28 protein-coding genes and 1 pseudogene are annotated in these 25,537 nt (G+C 66.0%); 16 read left to right on the top strand and 13 right to left on the bottom strand.

The genetic code is table 11. The annotated features are described in order from the left end of the window. Positions 1-121 precede the first annotated feature (121 nt). Genes C450_RS03225 through C450_RS03210 form a run of 4 tightly spaced genes read left to right on the top strand, consistent with a single transcriptional unit; the run spans position 122 to position 3,958 of the window. Positions 122-655: a DUF7529 family protein gene (locus C450_RS03225; RefSeq protein WP_005039951.1), complete on the top strand. Its 534-nt coding sequence runs from the start codon at positions 122-124 to the stop codon at positions 653-655. Positions 656-703: 48 nt separating this feature from the next. After that, a complete protein-coding gene (locus tag C450_RS03220) occupies positions 704-1,561 on the top strand; it encodes a CBS domain-containing protein (RefSeq protein ID WP_005039949.1) in 858 nt (285 codons plus the stop codon). Beyond that, a complete protein-coding gene (glyS, locus tag C450_RS03215) occupies positions 1,548-3,374 on the top strand; it encodes a glycine--tRNA ligase (RefSeq protein ID WP_005039947.1) in 1,827 nt (608 codons plus the stop codon). The genes C450_RS03220 and glyS overlap by 14 nt, the downstream gene beginning before the upstream one ends. Beyond that, positions 3,374-3,958, top strand: coding sequence for a hypothetical protein (locus C450_RS03210; RefSeq protein WP_005039945.1), 585 nt, complete (start codon positions 3,374-3,376; stop codon positions 3,956-3,958). Before glyS ends, C450_RS03210 begins: the two co-directional genes overlap by 1 nt. 177 nt (positions 3,959-4,135) lie before the next feature. Here C450_RS03210 and C450_RS03205 read toward each other — a convergent pair whose 3' ends face one another. Beyond that, entirely contained in the window at positions 4,136-4,564 is a 429-nt protein-coding gene (locus C450_RS03205; protein ID WP_005039943.1) for a hypothetical protein, read from the bottom strand. Positions 4,565-4,781: 217 nt separating this feature from the next. Between C450_RS03205 and C450_RS03200 the strand changes: the two genes are divergently transcribed. Next, positions 4,782-7,232 (top strand): DEAD/DEAH box helicase, encoded by a 2,451-nt coding sequence (locus C450_RS03200; RefSeq protein WP_005039941.1) that lies wholly within the window; start codon positions 4,782-4,784, stop codon positions 7,230-7,232. A 68-nt stretch (positions 7,233-7,300) separates the two neighbouring features. Beyond that, a complete protein-coding gene (locus C450_RS03195) occupies positions 7,301-7,726 on the top strand; it encodes a hypothetical protein (RefSeq protein WP_152424389.1) in 426 nt (141 codons plus the stop codon). A 101-nt stretch (positions 7,727-7,827) separates the two neighbouring features. On the opposite strand, the gene C450_RS03190 is transcribed toward C450_RS03195, so the two are convergent. The 4 genes from C450_RS03190 to C450_RS03175 form a co-directional block, all read right to left on the bottom strand. Continuing rightward, positions 7,828-8,484, bottom strand: coding sequence for an Sjogren's syndrome/scleroderma autoantigen 1 family protein (locus C450_RS03190; RefSeq protein WP_005039937.1), 657 nt, complete (start codon positions 8,482-8,484; stop codon positions 7,828-7,830). 152 nt (positions 8,485-8,636) lie between these two features. Then, positions 8,637-9,266 carry a hypothetical protein gene (locus C450_RS03185; RefSeq protein WP_005039935.1) on the bottom strand — a complete coding sequence of 210 codons (630 nt, stop codon included), beginning with the start codon at positions 9,264-9,266 and terminating at the stop codon, positions 8,637-8,639. A 169-nt stretch (positions 9,267-9,435) separates the two neighbouring features. Then, positions 9,436-10,302, bottom strand: coding sequence for a sulfurtransferase (locus tag C450_RS03180; protein WP_193790497.1), 867 nt, complete (start codon positions 10,300-10,302; stop codon positions 9,436-9,438). A gap of 309 nt (positions 10,303-10,611) precedes the next feature. Next, on the bottom strand, positions 10,612-11,502 hold the full coding sequence (locus C450_RS03175; RefSeq protein WP_005039930.1) for a sulfurtransferase: 891 nt from the start codon (positions 11,500-11,502) through the stop codon (positions 10,612-10,614). Positions 11,503-11,686: 184 nt separating this feature from the next. On the opposite strand from C450_RS03175, the gene C450_RS03170 reads away from it, so the two are divergent. The 3 genes from C450_RS03170 to C450_RS03160 all read left to right on the top strand — a co-directional run bounded on the left by C450_RS03170 (position 11,687) and on the right by C450_RS03160 (position 13,510). Continuing rightward, a complete protein-coding gene (locus C450_RS03170; RefSeq protein ID WP_005039928.1) occupies positions 11,687-12,472 on the top strand; it encodes a sulfurtransferase in 786 nt (261 codons plus the stop codon). Positions 12,473-12,622: 150 nt separating this feature from the next. Further along, positions 12,623-13,282, top strand: coding sequence for a helix-turn-helix domain-containing protein (locus C450_RS03165; RefSeq protein WP_005039926.1), 660 nt, complete (start codon positions 12,623-12,625; stop codon positions 13,280-13,282). A gap of 87 nt (positions 13,283-13,369) precedes the next feature. Then, entirely contained in the window at positions 13,370-13,510 is a 141-nt protein-coding gene (locus C450_RS03160) for a YHS domain-containing protein (RefSeq protein WP_152424388.1), read from the top strand. Positions 13,511-13,567: 57 nt separating this feature from the next. Here C450_RS03160 and C450_RS03155 read toward each other — a convergent pair whose 3' ends face one another. After that, entirely contained in the window at positions 13,568-14,245 is a 678-nt protein-coding gene (locus C450_RS03155) for a class I SAM-dependent methyltransferase (RefSeq protein ID WP_005039920.1), read from the bottom strand. A gap of 168 nt (positions 14,246-14,413) precedes the next feature. Between C450_RS03155 and C450_RS03150 the strand changes: the two genes are divergently transcribed. From C450_RS03150 to C450_RS03135, 4 genes are all read left to right on the top strand, one after another. Next, positions 14,414-14,839, top strand: a complete 426-nt coding sequence (locus tag C450_RS03150; RefSeq protein ID WP_005039919.1) for a DUF2391 family protein — start codon at positions 14,414-14,416, stop codon at positions 14,837-14,839. A gap of 103 nt (positions 14,840-14,942) precedes the next feature. Continuing rightward, entirely contained in the window at positions 14,943-15,521 is a 579-nt protein-coding gene (locus C450_RS03145) for a DUF7090 family protein (RefSeq protein ID WP_005039917.1), read from the top strand. Positions 15,522-15,669: 148 nt separating this feature from the next. After that, a complete protein-coding gene (locus C450_RS03140) occupies positions 15,670-17,148 on the top strand; it encodes a S8 family peptidase (protein ID WP_005039915.1) in 1,479 nt (492 codons plus the stop codon). A gap of 174 nt (positions 17,149-17,322) precedes the next feature. After that, a complete protein-coding gene (locus tag C450_RS03135) occupies positions 17,323-17,868 on the top strand; it encodes a hypothetical protein (RefSeq protein WP_049909806.1) in 546 nt (181 codons plus the stop codon). A gap of 45 nt (positions 17,869-17,913) precedes the next feature. Here the strand turns inward: C450_RS03135 and C450_RS03130 are convergent, their stop codons facing one another. The 3 genes from C450_RS03130 to C450_RS03125 all read right to left on the bottom strand — a co-directional run bounded on the left by C450_RS03130 (position 17,914) and on the right by C450_RS03125 (position 19,523). Next, positions 17,914-18,696, bottom strand: a complete 783-nt coding sequence (locus C450_RS03130) for a DUF7089 family protein (protein ID WP_005039913.1) — start codon at positions 18,694-18,696, stop codon at positions 17,914-17,916. A 5-nt stretch (positions 18,697-18,701) separates the two neighbouring features. Next, on the bottom strand, positions 18,702-18,791 hold the full coding sequence (locus C450_RS23640) for a hypothetical protein (RefSeq protein WP_440717320.1): 90 nt from the start codon (positions 18,789-18,791) through the stop codon (positions 18,702-18,704). 123 nt (positions 18,792-18,914) lie between these two features. Further along, positions 18,915-19,523 carry an MBL fold metallo-hydrolase gene (locus tag C450_RS03125; protein WP_005039910.1) on the bottom strand — a complete coding sequence of 203 codons (609 nt, stop codon included), beginning with the start codon at positions 19,521-19,523 and terminating at the stop codon, positions 18,915-18,917. Positions 19,524-19,617: 94 nt separating this feature from the next. Between C450_RS03125 and C450_RS03120 the strand changes: the two genes are divergently transcribed. The 3 genes from C450_RS03120 (at position 19,618) to C450_RS03110 (ending at position 21,359) form a co-directional block, all read left to right on the top strand. Next, on the top strand, positions 19,618-19,797 hold the full coding sequence (locus C450_RS03120; protein WP_005039907.1) for a DUF5786 family protein: 180 nt from the start codon (positions 19,618-19,620) through the stop codon (positions 19,795-19,797). Beyond that, on the top strand, positions 19,798-20,385 hold the full coding sequence (locus C450_RS03115; protein ID WP_005039905.1) for an endonuclease dU: 588 nt from the start codon (positions 19,798-19,800) through the stop codon (positions 20,383-20,385). Positions 20,386-20,768: 383 nt separating this feature from the next. Continuing rightward, a complete protein-coding gene (locus C450_RS03110; RefSeq protein WP_005039903.1) occupies positions 20,769-21,359 on the top strand; it encodes a uracil-DNA glycosylase in 591 nt (196 codons plus the stop codon). Positions 21,360-21,368: 9 nt separating this feature from the next. Here the strand turns inward: C450_RS03110 and bioD are convergent. From bioD to bioB, 4 genes and pseudogenes are all read right to left on the bottom strand, one after another. Further along, positions 21,369-22,012: pseudogene (gene bioD / locus C450_RS03105) on the bottom strand (ATP-dependent dethiobiotin synthetase BioD). After that, positions 22,005-23,276, bottom strand: coding sequence for an aminotransferase class I/II-fold pyridoxal phosphate-dependent enzyme (locus C450_RS03100; protein ID WP_005039896.1), 1,272 nt, complete (start codon positions 23,274-23,276; stop codon positions 22,005-22,007). The pseudogene bioD and the gene C450_RS03100 overlap by 8 nt, the downstream one beginning before the upstream one ends. Then, positions 23,276-24,370, bottom strand: a complete 1,095-nt coding sequence (locus C450_RS03095; RefSeq protein ID WP_005039892.1) for a hypothetical protein — start codon at positions 24,368-24,370, stop codon at positions 23,276-23,278. The genes C450_RS03100 and C450_RS03095 overlap by 1 nt, the downstream gene beginning before the upstream one ends. Before the next feature lie 23 nt (positions 24,371-24,393). Beyond that, a complete protein-coding gene (gene bioB / locus C450_RS03090; protein WP_005039890.1) occupies positions 24,394-25,500 on the bottom strand; it encodes a biotin synthase BioB in 1,107 nt (368 codons plus the stop codon). Between the last annotated feature and the right edge of the window lie 37 nt (positions 25,501-25,537).

Below are 25,537 nucleotides of genomic sequence, written 5' to 3'. Positions count from 1 at the left end.
GCGGGTCAAACACCGGAATCGCCATGAGGAATGTCTGCACTCACCGTGAGTGTGACTCGACACCGTATGCTTGTTCCAGCCGAGCAATGGGTTTTACCACGTGGCTGCCTCAGCCACCACTATGCCCGAGATCGATCCCGACACCGACCGGACCGAGGCGTTCGACGCCGACACCGCTGCGCTCAAGGACGCGTGGGCGGCGACGCGCGAGGACATGGACGCGCTCGCCGCCGAGTACGACGAGGAGGGATGGAACACGCTCACGATTTCGGCCGGTGACACCGCGCCCGAACCGCCCGACGCCGGTGACGAGGACCGGTTCGGTCTGGCCCACGTGATCCCGGACAACCGGGCCGAGGCGTTCACCGAGGCGCACGCCGCTGGCGAGTTCCCGCGATACGACGTGTTCCGGAACGAGGCTGCCGGTCGAGTGTTCGTCGTGACCGTCCTCCTCGATCCGGCCAGCGAAACCGCCATCCTGCTCGCCGGGACGTTCGAGCGCCACCTCTCGGCGGAGCTCGCACAAGCGGCGAGCGAGGCCGACGAGATGTACACCCACGTCCAGACGCTCGACGGCACGCAGTTGGGATCGTTCCGTCACGACGATCCCGAGAAGTTCTTCCCGGGAGCCGACGCCGTTCCACGGGACGACTGAACACGAAAGTGTAACGACTTAGTAGGCGGGCGGCCCAGTGGGTTCATCATGAACGTCGCCGATGTGATGACGCCCCGCGACGCACTCGTCACCGTTTCGTTGCCGGGCACGCGCGACGACGCGCTCGAATACCTCCAGGAACGCGAGTTCTCCTCGGTCCCCGTCGTGAAAGACGAGGACGGTGAGGAGACGTTTCGGGGGCTCGTCTCGCGCCAGACGCTGATCGAACGTCCCGACGAGGACCAGCTCGCGCTTCTCGCCGAGAACGGCCCCACCACGACTGCTGACACGTCGATCGAGGACGCCGCTCGCCTCATGGTCACCGAGGGCGCGCGCCGGGTGCCCGTCGTCGACGGCCGGCTTGAAGGGATCGTCACCATCACCGACGTGATCCGCGCGATCGCCGAGGACGAAGTCGCGGGCGACACCGAGGTCGGCGAGCTCGCCTCTCGAACCGTGAACGCGGTCTACGTCGACACGCCGCTCACGGTGGCCGAACGCGAGATCTCCTACGCCGACGTTCCCTACGCGGTGGTGCTCGGCGACGACACCGAGATGTGTGGCGTCCTCACCGAGGTCGACATCCTCGACGTCGCACGCATCGTCGAGGGCGAGGCCGAAACCGGCGAATCGATCGCGAACCAGGACGACGAGTGGATGTGGGAGGGGATCAAGGCGGTCGGCAACCGCTATCTCCCGACCCGGAACGTCGAGATCCCCGCCGAACCCGTCCGGGAGTTCATGACGGGCGACGTCGTCACCGTCGGGAAGACCCAGCCCGCACGCGAGGTCGCCCAGGCGATGCTCACCCACGACATCGAGCAGATCCCGCTGGTGAGCGGCGGCGAACTCGTCGGCGTGGTCCGGGACGCGAACCTGCTGGAGAACCTGTATGACCGATCCTGACGCCACCGACACGACCCGCGATTCCAGCGGGGCAGCGGACGAGCGGACGGCCTCCGGGGCCGCCGACGCCGGGACGGTGGTCGAGCTCGCGAAGCGTCGCGGGTTTTTCTTCCCGGCGAACGAGGCGTACGGCGGCACCAGCGGCTTCTACACCTACGGTCCCGAGGGTGCGGCGCTGAAGCGCAACCTCGAAGCCGCGTGGCGCGATCGGTTCGTGACCCGTGAGGGCCACATGGAGATCGACTCTCCCACTGTGACGCCCGAAGCGGTGTTCGAGGCCTCCGGCCACCTCGACACGTTCGACGACATGATCGTGGAATGTCCCGAGTGCGGGGCGACTCACCGTGCCGACCATCTCGTCGAGGACAACACTGACATCGAGGAGGCAGAGAGTCTGGGAACCGAGCGCGTCGCCGAAATCATCGCCGAGCACGACATCGCGTGTCCGTCGTGCGGCACGGTTCTGGCGGGCGAGTCGGTCGAACCGTTCAACCTGATGTTCGAGACCTCGATCGGTCCCGGCTCGTCGTCGCGTGGCTACCTCCGTCCCGAGACCGCCCAGGGGATGTTCGTGGAGTTCCCCCGGCTCGCGGAGTACGCCCGCAACCAGCTCCCCTTCGGCGTCGCCCAGATCGGTCGGGGCTACCGCAACGAGATCAGCCCCCGGCGGTCGCTGATCCGGGTCCGGGAGTTCACGATGGCCGAGCTCGAACATTTCGTCGACCCCGAATCCGACGACCCCCCGATCGAGCGGGTCGAGGACATCTCGGTCCCGCTGTACTCGGCGGCCGCTCAAGAAGGCGAGGACGACGGCGACGCCGACGACGGCAACGGCGGCGTCGAGTGGACGACGATCGGCGAGGCGCTCGCCGACGGAACGATCACGAGCGAGTGGGTGGCGTACTATCTCGGAATCGCCAGGAAGTGGTACGACCGGATGGGCATCGACATGGATCGATTCCGCTACCGCCAGCACCTGCCTGGCGAACTCTCCCACTACGCTTCGGACTGCTGGGACGCCGAGGCGGAGATCGACGGCAACTGGATCGAGATCACCGGGTTCGCCGATCGGGGCGCGTACGACCTCTCGAAACACGACGCCCACTCCGACGAGGACTACTCGGTGTTCGAGGCCTACGACGAACCCCGGACCACCGAACGCCCGACGGTCGACCCCGACATGAGCGTGCTCGGGCCGGAGTTCGGGGGATTGGCTGGCGATGTCGCCGACGAACTCGCGTCGCTCGCCGCACGCGATCCCTCGGCGTTCGAGGGGAGCGAGGTCACGGTCGAAGTCGACGGTGAGACCCACTCCGTGCCGACCGAGGCGACCGGATTTGCAGTTCGTGAGGAGACGGAAACCGGCGAGCACGTCACTCCCCACGTCATCGAGCCGGCCTTTGGCATCGGGCGCGTACTCTACACCGTGCTCGATCACGCCTACCGCGAGGACGAGGTCGAAGGAGAATCGCGGAGCTACCTCGCCCTGCCCGACGAGCTCGCACCCACGTTCGTCGGCGTGTTCCCACTGATGGACAAGGATGGTTTGGGCGAGCGCGCGCGGGCGATTGCGGCCGACCTGCGTGAAGCGGGGCTCGCGGTGACCTACGACGACTCGGGCAACATCGGCCGGCGATACCGCCGTCAGGACGAGGTCGGGACGCCCTACTGCGTCACGATCGATTACGAGTCGCTAGAAGAGGAGACGGTGACGGTACGCGAACGCGACTCCACAGGCCAGCAGCGGGTCGCGATCGAGGAGCTGCCGTCCCGGCTCGCGGCGCTCCGGGCGGGCGATTCTTTCGAGAGCTGATGAGCGAGGTCGGACGGCGCGCGGTCCACGTCAGCGGCACCCTTCTCCCGGTGGCGTATCTCGCTGATTTCGTGACGTATCGGCAGTTCCGGTGGCTGATTCTCGCCGGGGCTGTCGTCGCGCTCTGTCTCGAAGCCATAAGACTACTCGTCGGCCTCGACTGGCGACTGTACGACGCGCTCACGCGTGAGTACGAACAGGACAACATCGCGGGCTACGCGCTCTACATGATCGGCGCGACCGCGGTCGCGTTCGCGTTCGAACCACGGGTCGCGCTCCCCGCCATCCTGATGCTGACGATCGCGGACCCGATCAGCGGCCTGCTCGGATCTGGCGAGCTCCGGACCGCGAAGGAAGCGTCGGTGCTCGCGATCACTTTTCTGATCTGTTTCGCCATCGCGATCCCGTTCGTTCCGGCCGTGCCCGCCGTTTTGGGGGGGATCGCCGCGACGATCGCCGACGGCGTGAAGCCCGTCGTCCGGGGGTACGTGATCGACGACAACCTCACGATCCCGATCGCCGCGGCGGCGGCGATCGAGGCCGGCCTCGTCGTGGGTATCGAAGGGCCACAGCTGTTCCTCTGATCGACCATCCCTACTCATAAGTCGTCGATACAGCCTCTCACGAGTGATGTTTCAGTATCAGGCACGGACCACGCTAGGGGAGTGTTCTCGTCCGATCCATTGCTCACGCTGGATAGCTCTCCTAAAAGGGCTCTGCTGCGTCGAAAAATCGTGGCGGTCGATAATCCGCCCGCGTCGTTAGCTCGTCTGGTCGACGACGATGTAGGTGCGTTGGTAGTCCTGAGCGACGCCGGGTTCGTTGAAGTCGAAGGTGAGTGCTTGTTGTGACCCCGCCGCGACCGATGCTGGCTTCGTCATCTTGGCGACGACGTTATCGGACGAGTCGAGGATCTGAACGGTGACATCCGCCTCGTGAGGGTTGTCGGCGTCGGTGTTCTCCGCGGTCAGCCGAACGACCATCCGGTCTTCACTGTAGACGGAGGTATCCTGGCTCTTGATGTTGAGATCCGATGACGCCGTGTCTGCGCCGAAGAGCGATATCTTCTCCGTGTTCAGGTTGGTGAAGGTCAGTGCTGCGGCGACGCCCGTGCCGCCGATCACGAGACCGACGATGAGGGCGATGACGAGAGCGTTTCTGCCGGTGGTTCGGTTGATGGGGGTATCCATCGTACACAGATTTCATTCGCTCTAGTAAATATCAGTATCGATATTATATATTACGAGCTAACACTCGCAATATAGTTTTTGGACATTCAAATAAATGTACTTTAGTATTTCTGTTCGTCTTATGACTATCGCCAGCAGCCGACACCGCCGGAGTGTGTCGATCAGTTCCAGCCCGGTACGCGAACGCTTAACCCCAGTGGTGCACAACCGCGCTCCAATGGCGACGACCGGCGAGGAGTCCGTCGAGCGCCCGCTCGTGGCTTCGGATGTCCTCGAACGCCGGCAGTATCAGGTCGAACTCGCGCGCGAGGCCGCGCGCGGGCACACGCTTGTCTGTCTTCCCACTGGACTCGGGAAGACCACCGTGAGCCTGCTCGTGACGGCGAATCGACTCCACGAGGTGGGTGGAACGGCACTCTTACTCGCGCCGACCAAGCCCCTCGTGACCCAGCACGCCGAGTTCTACCGCGAGGCCCTCACGATCCCCGACGAGGAGATCGTCGTGTTCACCGGCGAGGTCCGCCCCGACGACCGAGAAGAACTCTTCGAGCGCGCACGCGTGGTGATCGCCACCCCCCAGGTGATCGAGAACGATCTCATCGGCGGCCGGATCGATCTCGATTCTACGACCCATCTCACCTTCGACGAGTGTCACCGCGCGTCGGGCGAGTACGCTTACAACTACATCGCCGAGCGCTATCACGCCGACAGCGAGGCTCCCTTGGTGACCGGGATGAGTGCCTCGCCGGGCGGCGACGAGGAGGCGATCCGGTCGGTCTGTGAAAACCTCGGGCTCGCGACCGTGACGGTGATGACCGAAGACGACGCCGACGTCGCGGAGTACACCCACCGCACCGACGTCGAGTGGGAGCGCGTGACTCTGCCCGACGAGATCCTCGCGATCCGCGACGCCCTCGTGGCGGTGATCGAGGACCGGCTCGAAGGGCTGAAGGAACTCGGCGTGACGCGTTCGACCAGCGCAGACATCTCCCAGCGCGACCTCAACCGAATTCGGAGCGAGCTCCAGCAGCTGATCGACAACGACCAGTCCGAGGGCTACGAGGGAATGTCGATCCACGCCGAGGTGATGAAGCTCCGCCGAGCGGTCACGCTCGCCGAGACTCAGAGCGTGGAGTCGCTTCGCCGATATTTCGAGCGCCAGCGCAACGCCGCCCGCTCCTCGGGGGCGTCGAAGGCCGCCCAGCGGTTCGCCTCCGAGGCCAAGGTGAGGGACGCGATGGATCAGGCAGAGCGCTTCGACGACCTCCACCCGAAGTTCCGCCGGGCACGTATCCTGCTCGCCCAAACCCTCGGGATCGAGGACGGTGAGCGCGTCATCGTGTTCACCGAGTCCCGCGACACCGCCGAGACCCTGACCGACTTCCTCGGCGAGCACTTCAGCACCCGGAAGTTCGTGGGCCAGGGCGACAAGGAGGGATCCGACGGGATGACGCAGAAGGAGCAACAGGAAACTCTGGACGAGTTTCGGGCGGGCGAGTTCGAAGTCCTCGTCTCGACCTCGGTGGCCGAGGAGGGCCTCGACGTCCCCGAGGTCGACCTCGTGCTCTTCTACGAGCCAGTCCCAACCGCGATCCGATCGATCCAGCGCAAGGGCCGGACCGGTCGCCAGACGGAGGGGCGGGTGATGGTGTTGCTCGCCGAGGACACCCGCGACGAGGCGTACTTCTGGAAGTCCCGCCACGAGGAGTCTCGAATGGAGGATGAGCTCGAAACGCTGAAAAGCACCGCCGGAGCCATCGAGTCCGACCTCGCCCAGTCGGCTCTCGGTTCGTTCGAGAGCAGCGACGCGACGGTGACTGGCGAATCCGCCACGACGGACGATGACGCAGCCGCGAACGCGGCCGCGGGTGACGGCGGGCAGTCGGGCCTTGCGTCGTTCGCGACGCCAGAGGAGGTCGCCGCCGAGGACGGGACTGCCGAGTCGGCCACTCCGGACGACGCGGACGAGGAAGACGAAGCGGGCGTCGTGGCGACAGCTGCCGCTGACGCCGAGGAGAGCACGGAGATCGTGATCGACCAGCGCGAACTCGACTCGTCGATCGCGCGCGACCTCTCGACACGCGAGGGGGCCGAAACCAGATTGGAGACGCTCGCGGTCGGCGACTACGTGCTCTCGGACCGGGTGGTCGTCGAGCGCAAGTCGGTCGCGGACTTCCTCGACACGTTGACCGGTGGGGACAGGTCACTGTTCGAGCAGGTCGGCGACGCGTCGCGTCACTACGCCAGGCCCGTGGTCGTGATCGAGGGTGAGGACCTCTACGGCGAACGCAACGTCCATCCGAACGCGATCCGCGGCGCGCTCGCCTCCCTCGCTGTTGACTTCGGCGCGAGCGTGCTCCGAACGACCGACGAGGCCGACACCGCCGACCTCCTCGCCGTGATCGCCGGGCGGGAACAGGAAGTGGCCGACCGCGAGGTCAGCGTCCACGGCGAGAAAGGTGCGAAGACGCTGGCCGAACAGCAGGAGTACGTCGTGAGTGCGATCGCGGACATCGGGCCGGTCACCGCGCGCGCGCTGCTCGACGCGTTCGGGACGGTCGAGGGCGTGATGATCGCGAACGAGGACGATCTCCGCGAGGTGTCCGGGATCGGTGAGGTCACCGCCGAGCGGATCCGCGAGGTCGTCGGCAGCGACTACGAGCCGTGATGAGCGGGCGCGTACCACGAAGTTTCCCTCCGCAAGAATAATTACACTAACCAAAGTAATTGGGGATGATGAACTCGCGAGGACGCCGCCATCTCCTCTTTTTCGCCGGCATCGTGGCGCTCACGACGGCGGTGGTCGTCGGCCTCGCGGCCTTTCGCTACGAGTTCGTGCTCCGGGAGGTCGTGGCGTCGCCACCCCCGAGCGGTCATTTCGCCGTTTACGCCGACTTTCCGCCGGCCGAACAGCGGCTGATCGAAGGGGCCATCGACGGCAACCGGTACGTTTTCCAGGGACAGGCCAAGCTCCCGAAAACCCCTACAATACCGTACACCGGACAGTTGACGGTCAGATACGACGGTCAGTCGTATCTGTTCAATCGTCGGATGTTCTTCGCCGCCGGTACCCGTGCAGGAGTGGCGACCATCGCCCTCGTCGTGGGAGGACTCCTCTCTGTCGCGATAGCGGTTCGTCGCGACATGCGGGTCAGGCGCTGAAAACAATCGGGAACGCTACCGCTTCGGCGGCATCCACTCGTCTCTCTCGCTCTCCACGGCAGAAATTCGGCGGACTCGCTACCACTCGAATCCGGTTTCCGTTACCGTCGTGCGTTCCGCACGGCTTCGAGCGCCTCGGCGGCCTCGTGTGTGGCGGCGAGATGTTCGCGTGCTCGTCCGAGATCGTCGATGTTCTCGGCGGCGCTCGCGAGCCGATGGAGCGTGCCCGAGAGCGACGCCTCGGTCGCCGCGAGGTCGCCCGCGCTCTCGGTGTCGCGCCGATCGGTCCCCGCGTTCGCCGCGTCGCCGTGTGACTGTGGCGATGGCGCACGTCGGCCATCGGTCGGCGTCGCCGCCGGCTGTCCCGCCGCCGCAGTCGTCTCTCGGGGTTGCGACTCCACGGCGCGATCGGATTCGACAGCCCTCTCGTCGCGAGGATCGTCGACGGGGATCTGTCGGCTCTCGTCCGCCGGTTCGTTTTCGGCTCCCGTCGCTCCGCCGGCGGCCGGCGCGTCGTCCGCGGCGGCCGTCGCGTCGGTAGCGGTCTCGCCGTTTTCGGCGCGCTGGCACGTCGAGCAGAACGTCTGTCCCTCGTAGCGAAAGAGCGGGTTTCCGCAGGTGTCGCAGTGGCTGTTGGTCATCGTCGCGCCCTGGAGGAGGAGTTCGCTCATCTGCTCGGTCGTCTCGCGTTTCTCCTCGTCCTCGGCGAACCGCTCGCGGAGTTTCTCGCGCTCGGCTTCCTTGTCGAAGTCGCTCATACCCACTGAAAGGCACCGAGATTCAAAAAGGACTGTGGGTCAATCCCGTGTGGACTGACCGGCGGTAGTAGTGATAACAGTGCGGTAGCGGTGCGGTCGCGGACCGTCCGAGCGGGTAAGCCCCCGAGCGCGCGACCGTAGTAAACGGTGATTTAACAGACGGGCTTCGGGTTCACGCCCATCGATTCGAGCCGTTCGGTGTACTCGTCGTAGGCGGTCTGGATCGCGTCGCCGGCGGCCTCCTCGGCACGCGCCCACTCGTCGTCGGTCTCACAGACGTCGCCGAGGAGGTCTTTGCCGCGTTCGAGCTGGGCGTCGACGTCGTCGCCGAGGTCGCGGAAGAGCTGTGCGCCGCTCGTGTCGGCCTGGCCGACGAAGAAGCCGACGAGCTGTTCTTTCGACTTCTCGGCTGCGATGGTGCGGCCGACGAACGCGCCCGCACGACCGGCGGTGTCGTTGAGGCCGCGAAGGTACTCGTGGATGGCCGGCGTCTCGTCCGGCTCGTGGTCGCCGTCGAGGCGCTGTGTGACCTGGCCGTAATGGTCGTCCTCCTCGCTGGCGGTGGTGGCGAATGCTTCCTGGGCGGCATCGCTGCCCTCGCTGTCGGCCCACTCCTCGAACGTCTCATGGGCGTGGAACTCGCTGTCGGCGGCCGCGCGGAGCACCGGCGCGGACTCCATTGCGCCCTCGGTGTCGGCGTACAGCGACTTCGAGGAGCCGAGCCGCGAGAGCGCGGTTCGGTTGTCCTCGCGAACGCTATCGACGAACTGGCTCGGATCCATATGCGCTCACAGACGCGCAGGCGGTTTGTACCCATCGCCCTCTCCCGAGCACGAACGACATCGATCGTTCGAAGCGGCTGCTATCGGTTACTGAAAAACGGTGGATGGTTGCTGTGGCGTGGGTTGCCCGACGGCTCCCCGCTCCGCTACGAGGCGGAGTTCGCTGCGCTCACTCCGCCTCGCCAGTCTCGATCGGGGCGTTCACCAGATTCCCCCACTCGGTCCACGAGCCGTCGTAGTTCACGACGTTGTCGTAGCCGAGCAGTTCGTGCAGCGCGAACCACGCGATCGAGGAGCGCTCGCCGATCCGGCAGTACGCGACGACTTCCTGGTCGTCGGTCACGCCGTCGGACTCGTAGAGCTCACGCAGATCGTCGGCGGTCTTGAACGTCCCGTCGTCGTTGACCGTCGCGGCCCACGAGATGTTCGACGCGCCGGGGATGTGGCCGCCGCGCTGGGCGGTCTCCTGGAGTCCGGGCGGCGCGAGGATCTCGCCCTTGAACTCCTCGGGCGAGCGAACGTCGACGAGCGGAACGCCCCGCTCCATCGCGTTCTCGACGTCGGTGCGGTAGGCCCGAATCCCCTCGTAGGGACCGCTCGCGGCGTAGTCCTGGCTCGAAAAGTCGGGGGTCTCGGTCGTGGTCGGGTAGTCGTTCGCCAGCCAGTAGTCCCGGCCACCGTTCATCAGCTTCACGTCGTCGTGGCCGTAGTACTTGAACTGCCAGTAGGTGTACGCCGCGAACCAGTTCGAGTTGTCGCCGTAGAGAACTACTGTACTATCCTCCGTGAGTCCGTGCTCGCCCATCACGTCCGCGAAGGCCTCCTTCGAGAGGACGTCGCGTCGGGTCTGGTCCTGAAGTTGGGTCTCCCAGTTCAGCCCGATCGCACCCGGTGCGTGGGCCTCGTCGTACGCCTCCGTGTCGACGTCGACCTCGATCAGCCGGTATGCGGGGTCGTCGTCCTGAAACTCGTCCAAGTGCTCCTCGACCCAGTCGGCCGAAACGAGCACGTCATTTGCGTAGTCACTCATGACCACTCGTCGTTTCGATCCGGGGGCATATATTACCGATACTCTCGGCAGATCACGTCACCATCACCCATGTACCAGAAAATTTTGCTGGTTCAGACTGGGGACGAGCGCGGTAAGCCAGGTCGATCGAGCTCCGATGACGACCGATAGATGCGAGTTGCCGAGTGACGTGCCACGAACAAGAATTTTTTGCTGGTATCTCCGAGTGTCGATCAGCGGATGAGCTACTTCGTATCGATCTCCGCGGTTCGCCCTCGCCCTGCTCCGCGGCTCACGTTCGTTCGCCGCTTCGATTCGAGGGTTCCTTCGCTACGCTCAGTCGCCCTCGTCTGTCTCTATCGGCGCACGAACCAGATTCCCCCACTCGGTCCACGAGCCGTCGTAGTTCCGGACGTCGTCGTAGCCCAGCAGGTCATGGAGCGCGAACCACTCGATCGAGGAGCGCTCGCCGACCCGGCAGTAGGTGATGATCGACTCGTCGCCTTCGACGCCGTGATCGGCGTAGAGCTCGCGGAGTTCGTCGGCGGACCTGAACGTCCCGTCGTCGTTCAGGACTTCGGCGACCGGGACGTTCGACGCGCCGGGGATGTGGCCACCGCGCTGGGCGGTCTCCTGGAGCCCCTCGGGCGCGATCTTCTCGCCGGTGAACTCCGCGGGTGAGCGCACGTCGACCATCGGGATGCCGGTTTCGAGCGCCTCGTCGACCTCGCGCTTGTATGCCCGGATGTTGTCGTAGGGGCCGCCGGCGGCGTACTCGGTGGGCGAGAACTCGGGCACCTCGTCGGTCAACGGGTAGTCGTTGTGTACCCAGTAGTCCTTCCCACCGTCGAGCACGCGCGCGTCATCGTGGCCGAAGTATTTGAACTCCCAGTAGGCGAAGAGGGCGAACCAGTTGGCGATGTGGCCGTCGCCGTAGAACACTACTGTGGAACCGTCCGCGATGCCGTGGCTTCCGCAGAGCGCCTCGAACCCCTCCTGATCGAGGATGTCGCGCTCGGTTTCGTCCGAGAGATCCTCGTCCCACTGGAGTCCGATCGCGCCGGCGATGTGGCCCTCGTCGTACCGCGACGGGAAATCGTCGTCCTCGGGCGACTCGGGGCTGTTGACTTCGACGAGTCGGTACTCCGGATCGTCGTTCTGAATGTCGTCGAGGTGGTCTTCCACCCAGTCGGCCGAAACCAGGACATCGTTTGCATACTCACTCATGATCCGTCCGCGCTTCGTCGACCGAGCACAAAGCGTTCCTGCTTGAATAGGTAGTATCGCTCGTGGAACGGTCCGCTCGCACCCTCCAACTAGTTCCTTCGTTGTACTCCGCCGTCAGCAGCGGTGTCGAACCGTGGTCACGTGGGATGGTTGGGTTCAAGCCACCGCATCGAGTAGCAAAGCCATGTCCGATGTCGTGGTATCCGCCGAGTGGCTCGACGAGTGCGAGGACGTGCGGATCGTCGACGTGCGCGACGAGTGGGAGTTCGAGGGGATCGGCCACGTGCCCGGTGCGGTCAACATCCCCTTCGATTCGTTCCGGGCTCCCGACGGCGACGAGGGAATGCTGCCCGGCGAAGAGGTCTTCGCCGACCTCCTCGGCGAGGCGGGGATCGAGCGCGACGACGAGATCGTGGCGTACGACGACACCCACGGCGTGTTCGCCGCCCGATTTCTCGTCACGGCCGAGTGCTATGGCCACGACCGCGACAAGCTCCACCTCCTCGATGGGGACTACAGTGCGTGGGGTCGTGGCCACGAGACGATCACCGAACCGACCACGACCGAGCCCGTCGAGTACGCCCTCGAACGACCCGATGACACCGTACTGATCGATCGTGAAGCGATCACCGCAGCGGTCGACGACGGCGATGGACTGCTGGTCGACACTCGTGAGGCGTGGGAGTACGACGAAGGTCACATTCCCGGCGCGATCCAGCTCGACTGGCGCGAGTTCGTCGACGACGAGACGCGAGGTCTCAAGGAGCGAGCGGCGATCGAGGAGATTCTCGACGATCACGGTATCGCCCGCGACCGCCGAGTGATCCTCTACTGCAACACCGCCCGTCGGATCAGTCACACCTACCTCGTCCTGCGGCATCTCGGCTTCGAGGATCTCGGATTCTACGAGGGGAGTCTGACCGAGTGGGAGCAAGCGGGTGGGACGGTCGAGACGAGCGAGGACGACTGAGCGCAGCGAGGAAGCCCTCGAATCGGAGCGGCGAACGAATGTGAGCCGCGGAGACAGCGTAGTCGACCGATCGATACTGGTGGTACCGAGAATGGTTTGCGATCCGCCGGATCAACACGCATATGCAAACACGCGGTGAATGGGTTCCCAATGAGCACTATCGCGAACATCGAGATTCCGGCCGACGAGTTCGCTCTCTACGACACACTCGTCGCGGTGCCCGATCTGGAACTCGACGTCGAACGCGTCGTGGCCCACGACGACGAACGCGTCATGCCGTTCATCTGGGTATCGAGCGACCACATGGACGACGTGGAACGGGCGTTCGAGAACGATTCGAGCATCGAGAACCTCGAACTCCTCTCCGATCTCGGTGAGGAACGGCTCTACCGGATGGACTGGACCACACAGATCGAGGTGGTGGTCCAGATCCTCGTCGAGTCGGACGCGACGGTGCTCGACGCCTTCGGGACGGATGGCCGGTGGGAGTTCCGGATCCTGTTCCCCGAGCGCGAGGCGCTGTCGGCGACCCACGAGTTCTGCGAGGCGGAGGGGCTCACGATGGACATCCGGAACATCTACGAGATGGACGCGGATCGCCACGGTCGGTTCGGGCTCAGCGAGCCCCAACACGAGACCCTCGTCGCGGCGTTCGAGCATGGCCACTACGAAGTGCCTCGGGACATCACCCTCGACGATCTCGCCACCGAACTCGATATCTCTCACCAGGCGCTCTCCGAGCGGTTCCGGCGGGCGTACAGCACGCTGGTCGAGAACACCCTCATCGTCGGTGTCGGCGACGAGGAGTGACGGAGTCGGCAGCAGACAGGGGTGGTTCTCCCGTCGCTTGCAACTGCTGGACTGGGATTTAGGCGTGTTCGGGCCGAAGGTGCGACGATGACACGATGCGTGGTCTGCGGAACGGACGTGCATCGAGACGACGCACCGGAGCGAACGAACCACGACGGCGAGACGTACTACTTCGACGCCACGGAGTGCAAAGAAGCGTTCGAGGACGATCCCGAACAGTACGCGTAAATCGCAGACAGTCGTCTCGTCGCGTGGGCCGCGATCGCGGCCGTCCCCGTCGAGATGTCAGGGCACGACGCCGACGGTCAGCAGCGTTCCGTGGGTCCGGTAGCGTTCGACCATCGCCGTGCGGGTGTCGAACTCGTCGGTCGGGAACTCCTCGTCCGGCGGGATCTCGATCTCGCGGTCGGGGATCGTGTCCTGGCTGGCGACGTGAAAGCCCGCCTCGCGGAACGCGTCGCGGTACTCGGCCATCTCCCACCGAGTCATCGCCACGCCGACGTTCTCCTCCCAGCCGACGGTGTGGACGCTCTCTTCGAAGTAGTTCACCGCACAGTAGAAGGTGCCGCCCGGCCGGAGCACGCGCCGGAGTTCGCGGAGTGCGGCGCGGGGATCGTTCGCGTAGTAGAACGCCTCCATCGTGACGGCGTGATCGAGGCTGTCGTCGGCAAAGGGGAGGTGTTCGAAGTCACCGACAAGGAAGCCGACCACGGGATCGTCGGTGTACGAGGCGGCGTTTGTGACCATCTCGGGTGCGCCGTCGAGACCGTAGCTCCGCACGTCGGCGGTCTCGCGGAGTGCGCGCCCGGCGTAGCCGCTGCCACAGCCCAGATCGAGCACTCGGTCGCCGGCCTCGACGGGGATGCGGGCGAGGACGTGCTTTGCGGTGTGCCAGTGGCGTTCCTCCATCCCGCGGTCACGGCCCTCGGCGGCCCACGCGTCGAACTCTTCTCTGACGCTCATACCGGGACGAGGGAGGCGACCGTGAAAACCGGTTCGACGGGCCGATCGTTCGGCGGTCGTTCATGGACCGGAACGGGAGGACGCTCGCAATCGTCGAAACTGGGTCCGAGGTCCGCCTCGCCCGCGAGATAGCGCAGGCGTCTTGTTTCCCCGCTGCGAGCGATCGGTATGCCGAGATGGCGACCCCAGTTCCAGGTGGCGGACATCGCCCAGCAGGTCGTCGGCGGCTTCCTGCTCGCCGGGCCGTTCGTGGTCACCGAGGAGGTCTGGACGCTCGCGACCGAGATGGGCTGGCTCCACGGACTCGCCACCGCCGCGCTCGTGTTCGCCATCGGTTACGGCGCGCTCTACGGAGCCGACGCCGACCGTGACCCCGAGCGTGAGCGCGATGTGGTGGGGATCCCGGTCCGATTCGTCTCGTTGATGGGCGTCGCCTTCGGATCGGTCACGATACTCGCGCTCGTGTTCGGCGCGCCGGCGACGTTTCTCGCGGACCTGCCGGCGATGGAGCGCTTCGGCGTGACGATCCGGGCGATCACCGTTGGAGCGATCTTCAGCGTCGTGGGTGCGGCCACCGCGGACAGCGTGTACTGAACCGGCGTGTTTTGCGGGAACCGGATCCCGGACACCCATTCGAAGTGGCCGAGCGGGCCGCGGGGTCGCAGGGATTAAGACGACTCCCGTCCCGGTTCGGCGCATGGATTACGCGCTCACCGTCGAAGACACGCCGGACACCATTCCATCCGGAACCGGAATCCTTCTCTGTCATCCGAGCACCGGCGAAACCGACCGGATCGATACCGACTTCCTGAGCACCGACACCGACCGCTTTCTCGTGATCTCGACCCGAACCACCGCGCGCGAGGTCGAGCAGAAGCTCGAACACTACGCGGTCGATCGATCGAAGGCGACCATCCTCGACGCGCTCAGCGTCGAACGGGGCTACTCGCGGCGCTCGGGCGACGACGTCCACTACGTCGCCTCGCCGGACGACCTCGACGCGATCGTCGAGAGCACTCGCGAGTTCCTCGCGACGACCGACGGCAAGCGCCGGGTCAGCGTCGACTCGATCACCGAGATGGCGTACTACGCCGACGAAGATCGTGCTCGCGAGGCGGTCGAAGCCCTGCTCGATCTGCTCGACGAACACGACGCGGTCGGACTCTTCCACCTCGCGGAGGAGGTCCACGACGAGAGTATCGTCGACGGCTACCGCGACCTGTTCGACGGCGTGATCTCGCTCGACCCGGACGACAACGTAACCGGCGAGTTCTGACGGCCCCGGCGGTATTCACGTCGCTCTGGACGGACTGTTGCTGACCGACGGAGAACTGGATCTGTGAGTAAATTCCGACATGCCATGACAAAGGATAACATTGTGTAAAACAATCCTTATCAATTTCGGGGATAAACCGAATATTGCCATGTCACAGCACAACAGGCGAACGTTCCTCCGACTGACCGGCACGGCGATCGGCGCTGCAACGCTCGGTGCAGGCACCGCGACGGCGACCACCTCGGATTCGCGCTTTTTCATCAACCTCCGCGACGTCGATCGCTCGGCGATCCCTGATGATGTCGAGATCATCCACGATCTCTCGCAGGCCGACGTTCTCGTTGCTCGTGGCGACCAAGACCGTGTGAACGGCACGACGGTCGCCGACCGCGTTATCGATCGAGGAGACGACCGCACAGGTGCCGTCAAATCCCGGGACGGACCGACGACTGACGGCAAGGGATCGAGCCACAACCACGACGGCCCACCGAAAAACAGCGAGCTTCAGTGGGACAAGCGCGAACAGGGCGTCAGCAACGAACTGACCGACAAACCGGGTGGCGGCAAGTCCATCCACGACACGACGACCGGTGCGGGCACCCGTGTCGCTGTCGTCGACTCCGGCGTCTACGACGCCCACCCCGATCTCGCGGACGTCGTCAACGACGAACTCTCCGAGAACGTCACCCAGGACGAGTACGACTGGCGGCCCAACGGTGCGGGCAGTCACGGAACGCACGTCGCCGGCACCATCGCGGCAACCAACAGCAACGACGGTCCCGACGGCGGCGTTCTCGGGACGGCTCCGGACACTGAAATCGTCTCCTACCGGATGTTCTCGGGCGAGGAAGGGAAACAGGGCGACGGCTACGCCGCGTGGATGAAAGCCGCCGAAGCGGACTGTGACGTCATCAACTACAGTGTCGGCATCCCCGCACCGTACGTCTACGTCGACGAGTACCCATACCTGACGGAGGAGTTGCGCATCGCCGAACAGATCGCGGCGTACGTCCGCTCACAGGGAACGGTCATCGTCAACTCCGCGGGCAACGACTCACTCAACATGTCTCCGGAGAACACCCTCAGCATCCCCACGGAGGCCGAGGGCGTCTTCGGCGTCGCCGCGACCGGTCCCATCGGCATGGGCTGGGGCGGCAAACACAGCGACAACGAGGCGAAGTGGCTCACGGGCAACCGACTGGAGGATCCGACGGATTCCCCGGCGTTCTACACCAACTACGGGAACGCCGTCGACGTGAGTGCCGCGGGTGGCGACGCCGACCGCGACGCACTCGACAGGATTCCCGAAGCGGAACGTGACCTCGTCTACTCGACCATCGTGAAGACGACCTACGAGGACGGACCGGACGACGACGAGGACGATCCTGTTAACAGGCCGAGTGAAATCATCGACACGGAGCCGGGGTACGGCTGGAAAGCGGGCACCTCGATGGCCGCTCCGCAGGTCGCGGGTGCGGCCGCGCTCGTGCGCTCGCTGCGACCCGACGCCAGCGTCGAAGAGGTCGAATCGCTCATCCAGGACACCGCGGGCAGCGCGCCCGGCGGCGAAACCTACCACGGAGCCGGTCACCTCGATCTGAAACGGCTCGTCAAGCGCGCAGAGTAACGGCTACAGTTCCGCTCGACTCTCGATCGCGTACTCCGGGCCGTACTCGCGATAGGCCTTGGTAGCGAGAGCGTGTTTTACACCGTTGCAGGCGAGTTCTGACGACCGCTCGGATCAGCGCGGGGACGACTCTCACCTCAAGGCATTTGTTCCCGGATCGTGTGGCTGGAATTGATGGGGGAGTTTCGGACGAAAGGCGGCCGCTGTGTGGTGGAACACGGTGAAGTACGCCTCGAATCTCTCGGCCTCGGTGGTCGGCTCGGGCGGCGCTACGAGAACCTCAAACTCGCCCACCGACAGCGGTACGACCGAGGAGTGCTCCGTTTCGGGTTCGTTCTATTGATGGGTGTCTGCAGCGTCGGACAGTTTCTGTATGCAGTGATGTTCGGTAACGAGTGGTTCGCAGTGCTGGGAATCGCCGGTGCGGCTGGATTCCTCGTGGTCGTGTATGGCTACTTTCTGGTCCGCAAACTCTTCAGACGGTGGTTTCGTGGCTATACGGACGAGCGAACGATCCCGGTTCGTGCCATCGAATCGATCGACCCGCGGCCGAAACGCCCGTTCCGAGCGCCACACGTCGTCATTCACTACAACGAGTACGGCACGGAAGCGAAACGCTACGTTAACGTCTGTGCTCAGACACCGCTCGCCGAGGAGGAGTTCGAGACGGCGAAAGCGGTGCTCATGGACGAACACGACCTCCCGATCACCACGGCGTGAGCCATTCCGGTCATCGCGATATGAGCGCCTGGTCGCTGCGGCGTGTCACTCGTCGAGCTTCTCGAAGGTCTTCGTGGTCCACTCGACCGCGTACTCCGAGCCGTACTCACGATAGGCCTTGGTGTCGAGCGCGCCGAACGGCGTCGGGAGGTCGAGGTCGTGTTTGATCCCGCTGCAGGCGAGTTCCGCGGCCGCCGCGAATGACGTGTCACCGGTGGCGATCTCGTTCGAGAGGTCGGCAAGCCGTGGTTCGAGGCGTTCGCCAGCGTCGGCCCACGCGTCGTGGAGCGAGGGGTGATCGTCGCGCCACGCCGTGAAGGTCTCGCGGGTGTGGAGGCCGCAATAGGCGTCGTAGAGCGCGGCAGCGAGCTGGTAGGTGTCTGCGGGGCCGAGCGGCGTCGCGGCAGCGAGGTCGGAATACGAGGCCTCGAAAAAGCCGAGGAAGTGCTCCGGGAGGCCGAGACCCGCCTCGACGAGCGCGTCGGCGAGCAGGAAGTCGACGAACGCGTCGGGCGAGCCACGGAGACGGGGTTTGACGAGGATCGTCGGCGGCCTCGTCTGGGTGGTCCACGCGATCCCGCCGTCGCCGGGCATCCCGATCGTGAACGCGTCGCCGGCGTAGCGTTCGAGTGCGTCGGGAGCGTCCGGCGGGAGCCACTCGTCCGGGTAGCTGTGCGGATCGAGTCCGTCGACGAGCGGTCCGAGGGACTCCGCGACCGCGGGATCGAGCGTCTCGAAATCGCGCTCACAGTCGAGGACGAGCGCATCGGGCGTGTGTTCGTCCCGAACGGAGGCGAGCTCGTCCGTGAGGGCCCGCTGCTCGAACATGGCGGCTACGTGAGCGCGAGCGCGAGGATGACGCCCACCGCGAGCAGTGCCGAGACCCCGACCGTTCCCACCACGACCTTCGTTGCCTGACTCATGGCCACCTCTTCTCAGGGCGGTGTGTTAAGTGCTTCAATTGCCCGTCCCGCCCAGCCAGGACACGGCCATCGTGACGCGCCTCACGGTGCGACTGCGGTTGCGGGATCTCGTCCGCGGTGCGATCACTCCGGATACTTCGGCTCGCGCCGTTCCGCCCGAGAGAGTGCGGTCTCGATCACGTCGCGCACGTCGCCGTGGAACTCGCCGCCGTGGCCGGCGTACATGTGCTCGACGCTCTCGGGGAGCCGATCCAGGATCCGCTCGATACTCTCGATGAGCTCCTCGCGGGACTGGCCCGCCATGTCCGTGCGTCCGAAGCTCCCGCCCTCGAACGCGCCGTCGTCGTGGACCACGACGTCGCCCGAGAGGATCGTCGATTCCGAGACGAACGCGACGTGGTCGTCGGCGTGGCCGGGTGTATGGATCACCGCGAACTCCTCGTCGCCGATCCCGACCACGTCGCCGTCGTCGAGCGCGCCCGTGCGCCGCGGGTGGTCGGCGTAGGCCAGGAGTTCGGGATCGAATTCATCGAGCACGGCATCGAGCGCGCCGACGTGATCGCCGTGCTGGTGGGTCAGGTACACGGCGTCGAGGTCGTCGACGTGCTCGGCGATCACGTCCACGACGCCGTCCATCGTCCCGGCGTCGATCAGCACAGTCCGCTCGCCGTCGACGAGATATGCGTTGCAGGTGAACGTCTCGGCACCCTCGGTGACGGTGATCGCGTCCATGATTCGTCCTTGGCTGCCGGCGGCTTGAGTGTGCTGGCAACGCTCTCATACACTTACAAATGTTTTTTCCGTGGGGATTCCCTTAGTGGTGTGTATGGGCTTTGGGAGCTACGATGAATCCGAGCAGGGGAACCAGGAGTACGACACCGACTACGAGGACGGGGACGGCGACCTCAAAACCGAAGAGAACGACCACACCGGCGAGGTGAGCTTCGAGTTCGGCGAGTCGAACGACAAACTCCTCGACCGACTCCAGGACATCAAAGAGGAGTAGATGAAGACCGGGGTTCGCGCCCTCGGCGTCGCCGAATCGTTCCGCCCCGACGCCGCACGGAGCACCCTCGCTGGCGCGGTGGTCCGAGCCGACCGCGTCGCTGACGGGTTCGTCTTCGGCTCGTGTACCGTGGGCGGCACCGACGCCACCGAGACCGTCGTCGCTCTCGCCGATCGCCTCGACCGCGCAGACGTCGCCTACCTGTTTTTCGCCGGCATCGCGCCCGCGTGGTACAATCTCCTCGCTCTCCAACCTCTCCACGCTGCCGTCGACCGTCCCGTGCTCTCGATCTCGTTCGAGACGAGCTCCGGCCTCGAATCCGCGCTCCACGAGGCGTTTTCGGGGGAGGCGCTCGAATCACGCCTCGACACCTACCGCGCCCAGCCGCCGCGTCGTCGACTGTCGGTGAACGACGAGACGGTGTTCGTCCGGAGTGTCGGTCTGGCAGACGAGGAGGCCGGCGATGTCGTCCGCGCGTTCACACCGGAAGGCGGCCGGCCCGAGCCGCTGCGGGTCGCCCGGCTGGCCGCCCGCGCTGCCGACGCGTGGCGGGCAATGGATGGGAGCGATTTCGACACGGCAAACTGATGTGGGTACCGTTCTCTGGGAGAGCGCTACCAGAACCGAACCCGATACAAGTGAGAACCGCAGGCCACACCCTCCCCAGCCGACTCCCTCACTCGCTTCGCTCACTCCGTTCGCTCTGCTCGTTCAGTCACCCACCGTCAGAGCAAAGCTCTGACGAGCCTGCACTCGCTTCGCTCGTGCAGACCTCGCACGCGAGTCGCGCCTTCGGCGTCTGCTCGCGGGCGATTCGCGCCCGCTCGCACGGCCTGCGGGACCGAAGGTCCCGCACTGCTCCCACGCGCCAACCGCATTCATCGTGGGCCTCTATCGTGACGATCGCCCGGAAGCCGGACGGTTAAGACGACCGCCGGCGAACCCGGCGTGTGAGCGACGATACGGGCCAGATGGACGGGCTGGCAGTGGTCGAGTGCGAGCGCTGCCCCGAACTCTGCGAGTCGCGCAGCCGGATCGTCAACGGAACGGGCCCCGACGACGCGGACCTGCTGTTCGTGGGCGAGGCACCGGGCGAACACGAGGACGACGGCGGCGAGCCGTTCGTCGGCCGGAGCGGAACCGTCCTCGACGACGCGCTCCGCGAACACGCCCTCGAACGCGAGGCCGTCCGGATCACCAACTGTGTCCGGTGTCGACCGCCGGAGAACCGCGACCCCCACAAAGGGGAGCTCGCGAACTGTCGGGGGTATCTCGAACGCGAGATCAGTCGTGTGAATCCCGAACTCGTGGTCACGCTCGGGAAAGTCCCCACCGAACACCTTCTCGAACGCGACGCCGCGGTCACGAAGGAGGCGGGCACCATCGAGGACGCGCGCCTCGACGGGACACCCCATCGCGTCCTGATCTGTGTCCACCCCGCGGCGACGCTGTACGATGCGAGCCAGCAGGAAACGTTCGAGTCGACGATCGCGACGGCCGCCGAGATCGCCGGCGTGACCGAGAACGACGGCAGCGGCCAGTCGCGTCTCGACGGGTTCTGACCCGGCCACTCACCGAGTCACGGGAAACACGTCCGCGGGGAGTCCCTCGCGAACCCCGCTGACGGCGTCTTTAGGGGTGGCGAGATCGAACGACGGCAGTGTGTGAACCGGCACGCCAGTCATGCATTCGAGTTCGGCCTGGTTCGTTCGCTCGGCGATCGTCTCGCCGGCGTACTCGTTCAGGACGACGGCGTGGGTCTCGACGCCGCGCGCCGCGAGCGAGGTCGGGGTTCTCGAAGGCGTCGGGGGCGTACGAGTGCCGCTCGCCGACGGTCGGGAGGTGATCGATCNGGCACTCGTACGCCCCCGACGCCTTCGAGAACCCCGACCTCGCTCGCGGCGAGCGCTCGCTCGCAGCCCTCGCGGATCGCAGCGTACGAAAGCTCCGCCCCCACTTGCTCGGCGGCAACGCGCGGCGCGAGTGGCGGTTCGAGTCGTTCGATGCAGATCGCGGCGTCGTCGGTCCCGCACGCTTCGGCGACGAACTCCGTATCGTCGTCCGGCGGATAGCCGGTCTGGACCGGCTTGACCGCGCGCGCAGCTACACCTTCTTCACGGAGCCAGCCGACGAGCCCGCTGGTCACGATCGTCTTCCCCACGCCCGTATCGGTCCCGACGACCGCGAATGTCTCCCTCGTGGACGTCTCACTCATCCAGGACTCCAGCGGCGTGCCCCGCCGCGCGGAACGCCGTCAGGCAGCGCTCGATCTCGGCATCGGTGTGGGTTGCCATCGGCGCGACGCGGATTCGACTGGTTCCCTCGGGCACCGTCGGCGGGCGGATCGCGGGCGCGACGATCCCGCGCTCGGCGAGTTCCTCCCCGAGTGCCACCGCTTCGCCCCGGTCACCGACGACCACCGGCAGGATCTGGGTCTCGCCGAGCACGCGATACCCCATCCCGTCGAGTCCGTCGCGGAGTCGTTCGACGACCGTCCAGAGCCGTTCGCGACGCTCATCCTCGCGGGCGATCGCGAGCGCCTCGCGCGCCGCGCCCGCCGCCGGTGGTGCGAGGCCGGTCGAGAACACGAACGAGCGCGCGGCGTTCGCGAGGTGTTCGATCAGCGCCTCGCTCCCGGCGACGTACCCGCCCTGGCTCGCGAGCGCCTTCGAGAGCGTCCCCATCTGAACCTGCACTCGGTCGCCGAGCCCCTCGCGCCCGACGATCCCCGCACCGTCGGCGTAGAGCCCAGTGGCGTGGGCCTCGTCGACCATCACCCACGCGCCGTGGCGCTCGGCGGCGTCACAGACCGCCGCGAGCGGGGCGACGTCACCGTCCATGCTGAACACCGAATCGGTCACCACCAGCCACGACTCGTCTTCCTCTGCCTGCTCGTCTCGCTCGGCCATCGCCGCGGCGAGCGCGTTGGCGTCGGCGTGATCGTAGATCACCGTCTCCGCACGCGCGAGCCGACAGCCGTCCACGATGCTCGCGTGGTTCAGCTCGTCGGAGAAGATCACGTCGGGCGCGAGCGCGGCGATCGTCCCCACGTTGGCGGCGTAGCCCGACGAGAAGACCAGCGCGCGCTCGGTCTCTTTGGTGGCGGCGATGTCGCGTTCGAGCGCGCGATGGATCGGTGTATCGCCGGTGACGAGTCGGCTCGCGCCAGCGCCAGTTCCCACTTTTCTGGCCGCGTTGGCAGCAGCGCGCTGCACACGCTCGTCGTCGGCCAGCCCGAGGTAGTTGTTCGACGCGAGGATCACCTGTTCGTCGCCCTCGAACTCCGGTGGATCGCCGCTCGGATCGGCGGCCACGCGACTCCGCGCCGCGACCCGCTCGGTCGGCGTGAGCTCTCGCCGCAAGCCACGCTGCTCGCGCGCGTCGAGGCGCTCTCGGAGGGCGAAACCGTGTCCCGAATCCTGGTGGTGGTCCTCGACGGTCTCCGTCCGGCTCGCGGCGCTCGCGTCCTGCTCGGCCATCAGAACCCTGGCATCAGGTCGGCGGGACCGAACACGCCGTACTCGCCCGCCCGGTTGCGCCGCACGCCCGCCTTCAGGTAGCCGAGCGCAGGGCCGTTGACGTTCGCCGCCATGCTGGTCTCGTCGCCGAGTTCGAAGGTGTTGGTCGCACGCTCGCCGTCGAACGTTTTGCCAGTCACGGAGACGGTCGTCGTCGTGGGTTTCTCGTCGTTTCGCACGTCGAGCACCCCGCCGACAGTCACGTTCTCGGCGTCACAGATTCCCGCGCGCTCCAGAAGGACGTCGTCGGCGTGTTCCATGTCCTCGAACTCGATCACGCCGTCGTGCTCGTCGACGATCGCCTCGATCTCGCCGTCCGAGAGGTCACGCGCGCTCTCGATGTCGTAGCCAGGCAGGTGGGCGATGTCCTCGCGGACTGTGCCACGATTGTCTTCGTAGCCCGATTTCAGTCCGACGCCCCAGTGAATGTCGACCGACTCGACCTCGACGAACGACTGGGCGGCGAGCGCCGCCGCACCAGTGAGAAAGCCAGGTGTCGCGCCCGCGCCGCAGACGAACGTGATCCCCGACTCCTCGAAGGTCTCGGCGCGCTCGTCGAGCAGTCCGATCACGCGCGAGCGCTTCAGTACGTCTACGAGTACGCCCTCGTAGCCCGCCGCGGCGAACTCCGAGGCAACTTCTGGGATGAAGTCGTGTTCGAGGTTCGGGAGCGCGATCAACACCGCGTCGATCGCGTCGCTCTCCGCGATGGTGTCCGCGATCGGCGTCTCGGTGGGGCGGGCCTGTGCCGACGCGACCACGCCCGCCTGGTCGCCGTGTTGCTTGACCGCCGCCGCGCCGCCATCCGTCTGCGGCTCGCGGCTCCCGTCGGTCGCCGCTCGCCCGTCCGCGGCCTCCCGCCGGTCGGCCGCGCTCGCAACGTTCCCTTCCGTCGCAGCGAGGAGTTCGTCGACGTCGAGGCCATCGTGATCGACCGCGATGCCGTGGCGGTCACACGCCGCCACGGGCTTCAGCCCCTGCTTGGCCTGGGATACTTCGAGCGCTCGTCGGCCGATACCACCTGTTCCGAGTACCGCGAATCTGATGTCGTCCATGTCTGTCTGTTCGTGTGCCATCGTCAGTCGTCGCTCGCGTTGCTCGTGGCCGTCCCCGCCGCGGTCTCCACCGGAGAATCGTCCCGTCCGCGAGCCTTCACGTCGGCGGGGTCGAACTCGTTCGCTTCCATGTTCGGCTCCAGTCCGGCGCGCTCGATCGTCTCGATGTCTTCGCCTGGCGACTGGCCAGCGGTCGTGAGATAGTCGCCCGTGAGCACGCCGTCCGCACCCGCCTCGAACGGGAGGTGCTGCTCGTCCTCTCTGAGGTTGACCTCGCGCCCACCGGTCAGTCGGACCCGCGCCTCGGGGTGGAGCAGCCGGTAAATCGCGATCGTCTCGATCAGCTCCGCCGTCGAGATGTCGGCGTGGTCGGCGTCGCCGAGCGGCGTCCCTTCGACGGGGTTCAGGACGTTCACCGGGAGTGAGGACACCCCGATCTCCTGCAACTCGATCGCGGCCTCGACTCGATCCGTGGACGTCTCGCCCATTCCGAGAATCACGCCGGCACACAGGTCCATCCCGGCCTCCTTGGCGACCCGGAGGGTGTGCAGCCGATCCTCGAAGTCGTGAGTATTCACGATCTCGTCGAAGTACCGGCGCGAGGTCTCGATGTTGTGGTTGTAGTGATTGAGTCCCTCTTCGACGAGGATCGCGGCCTCCTCCTCGGTGAGGAGGCCGAGCGAGGCGTCGACCTCCACCGCGGTCTCGTCGCGCACGAGCCGGATGGCCCGAATCACGTCGTCCCACTCCTCGGGGCGGCGTTCCTTCGAGACGCCCTTCTCCGCCACCACGATCCCGAAGCGCTGTGCGCCGTCGCGTTCGGCGCGGTTGGCGGCTTCGAGGACCTCCTCTGGGTCGAGGAAGCCGTAGGTGTCGATCCCGGTGTCGAAGTGGGTCGACTGCGCGCAGAAGCCACAGTCTTCGGCGCAGTCGCCCGCCTTCGCGTTCACGATCGAGCACGCGTCGACCGTGCCGTCGCCGAACTCCGCTCGAACGAAGTCGGCGGCGGCGGCGAGTTCGTCGACCGGCTGGGCGAGCAGCGCCACGCCGTCCGTCCGGTCGAGGCGCTCGCCGTCGAGAACACGCCCCACCGCGTCGTCGATCGTCGCGTTTCCAGTCTCGTAAACCACAAAGGGATCAACAGTTGACGGGATCATAGTCCTTGCG

This window comes from Halococcus salifodinae DSM 8989, assembly GCF_000336935.1.
Taxonomy (GTDB): Archaea; Halobacteriota; Halobacteria; order Halobacteriales; family Halococcaceae; genus Halococcus; species Halococcus salifodinae.
Note: the sequence above shows the minus strand (reverse complement) of the source record. Positions and strands in the feature narration are given on the sequence as shown.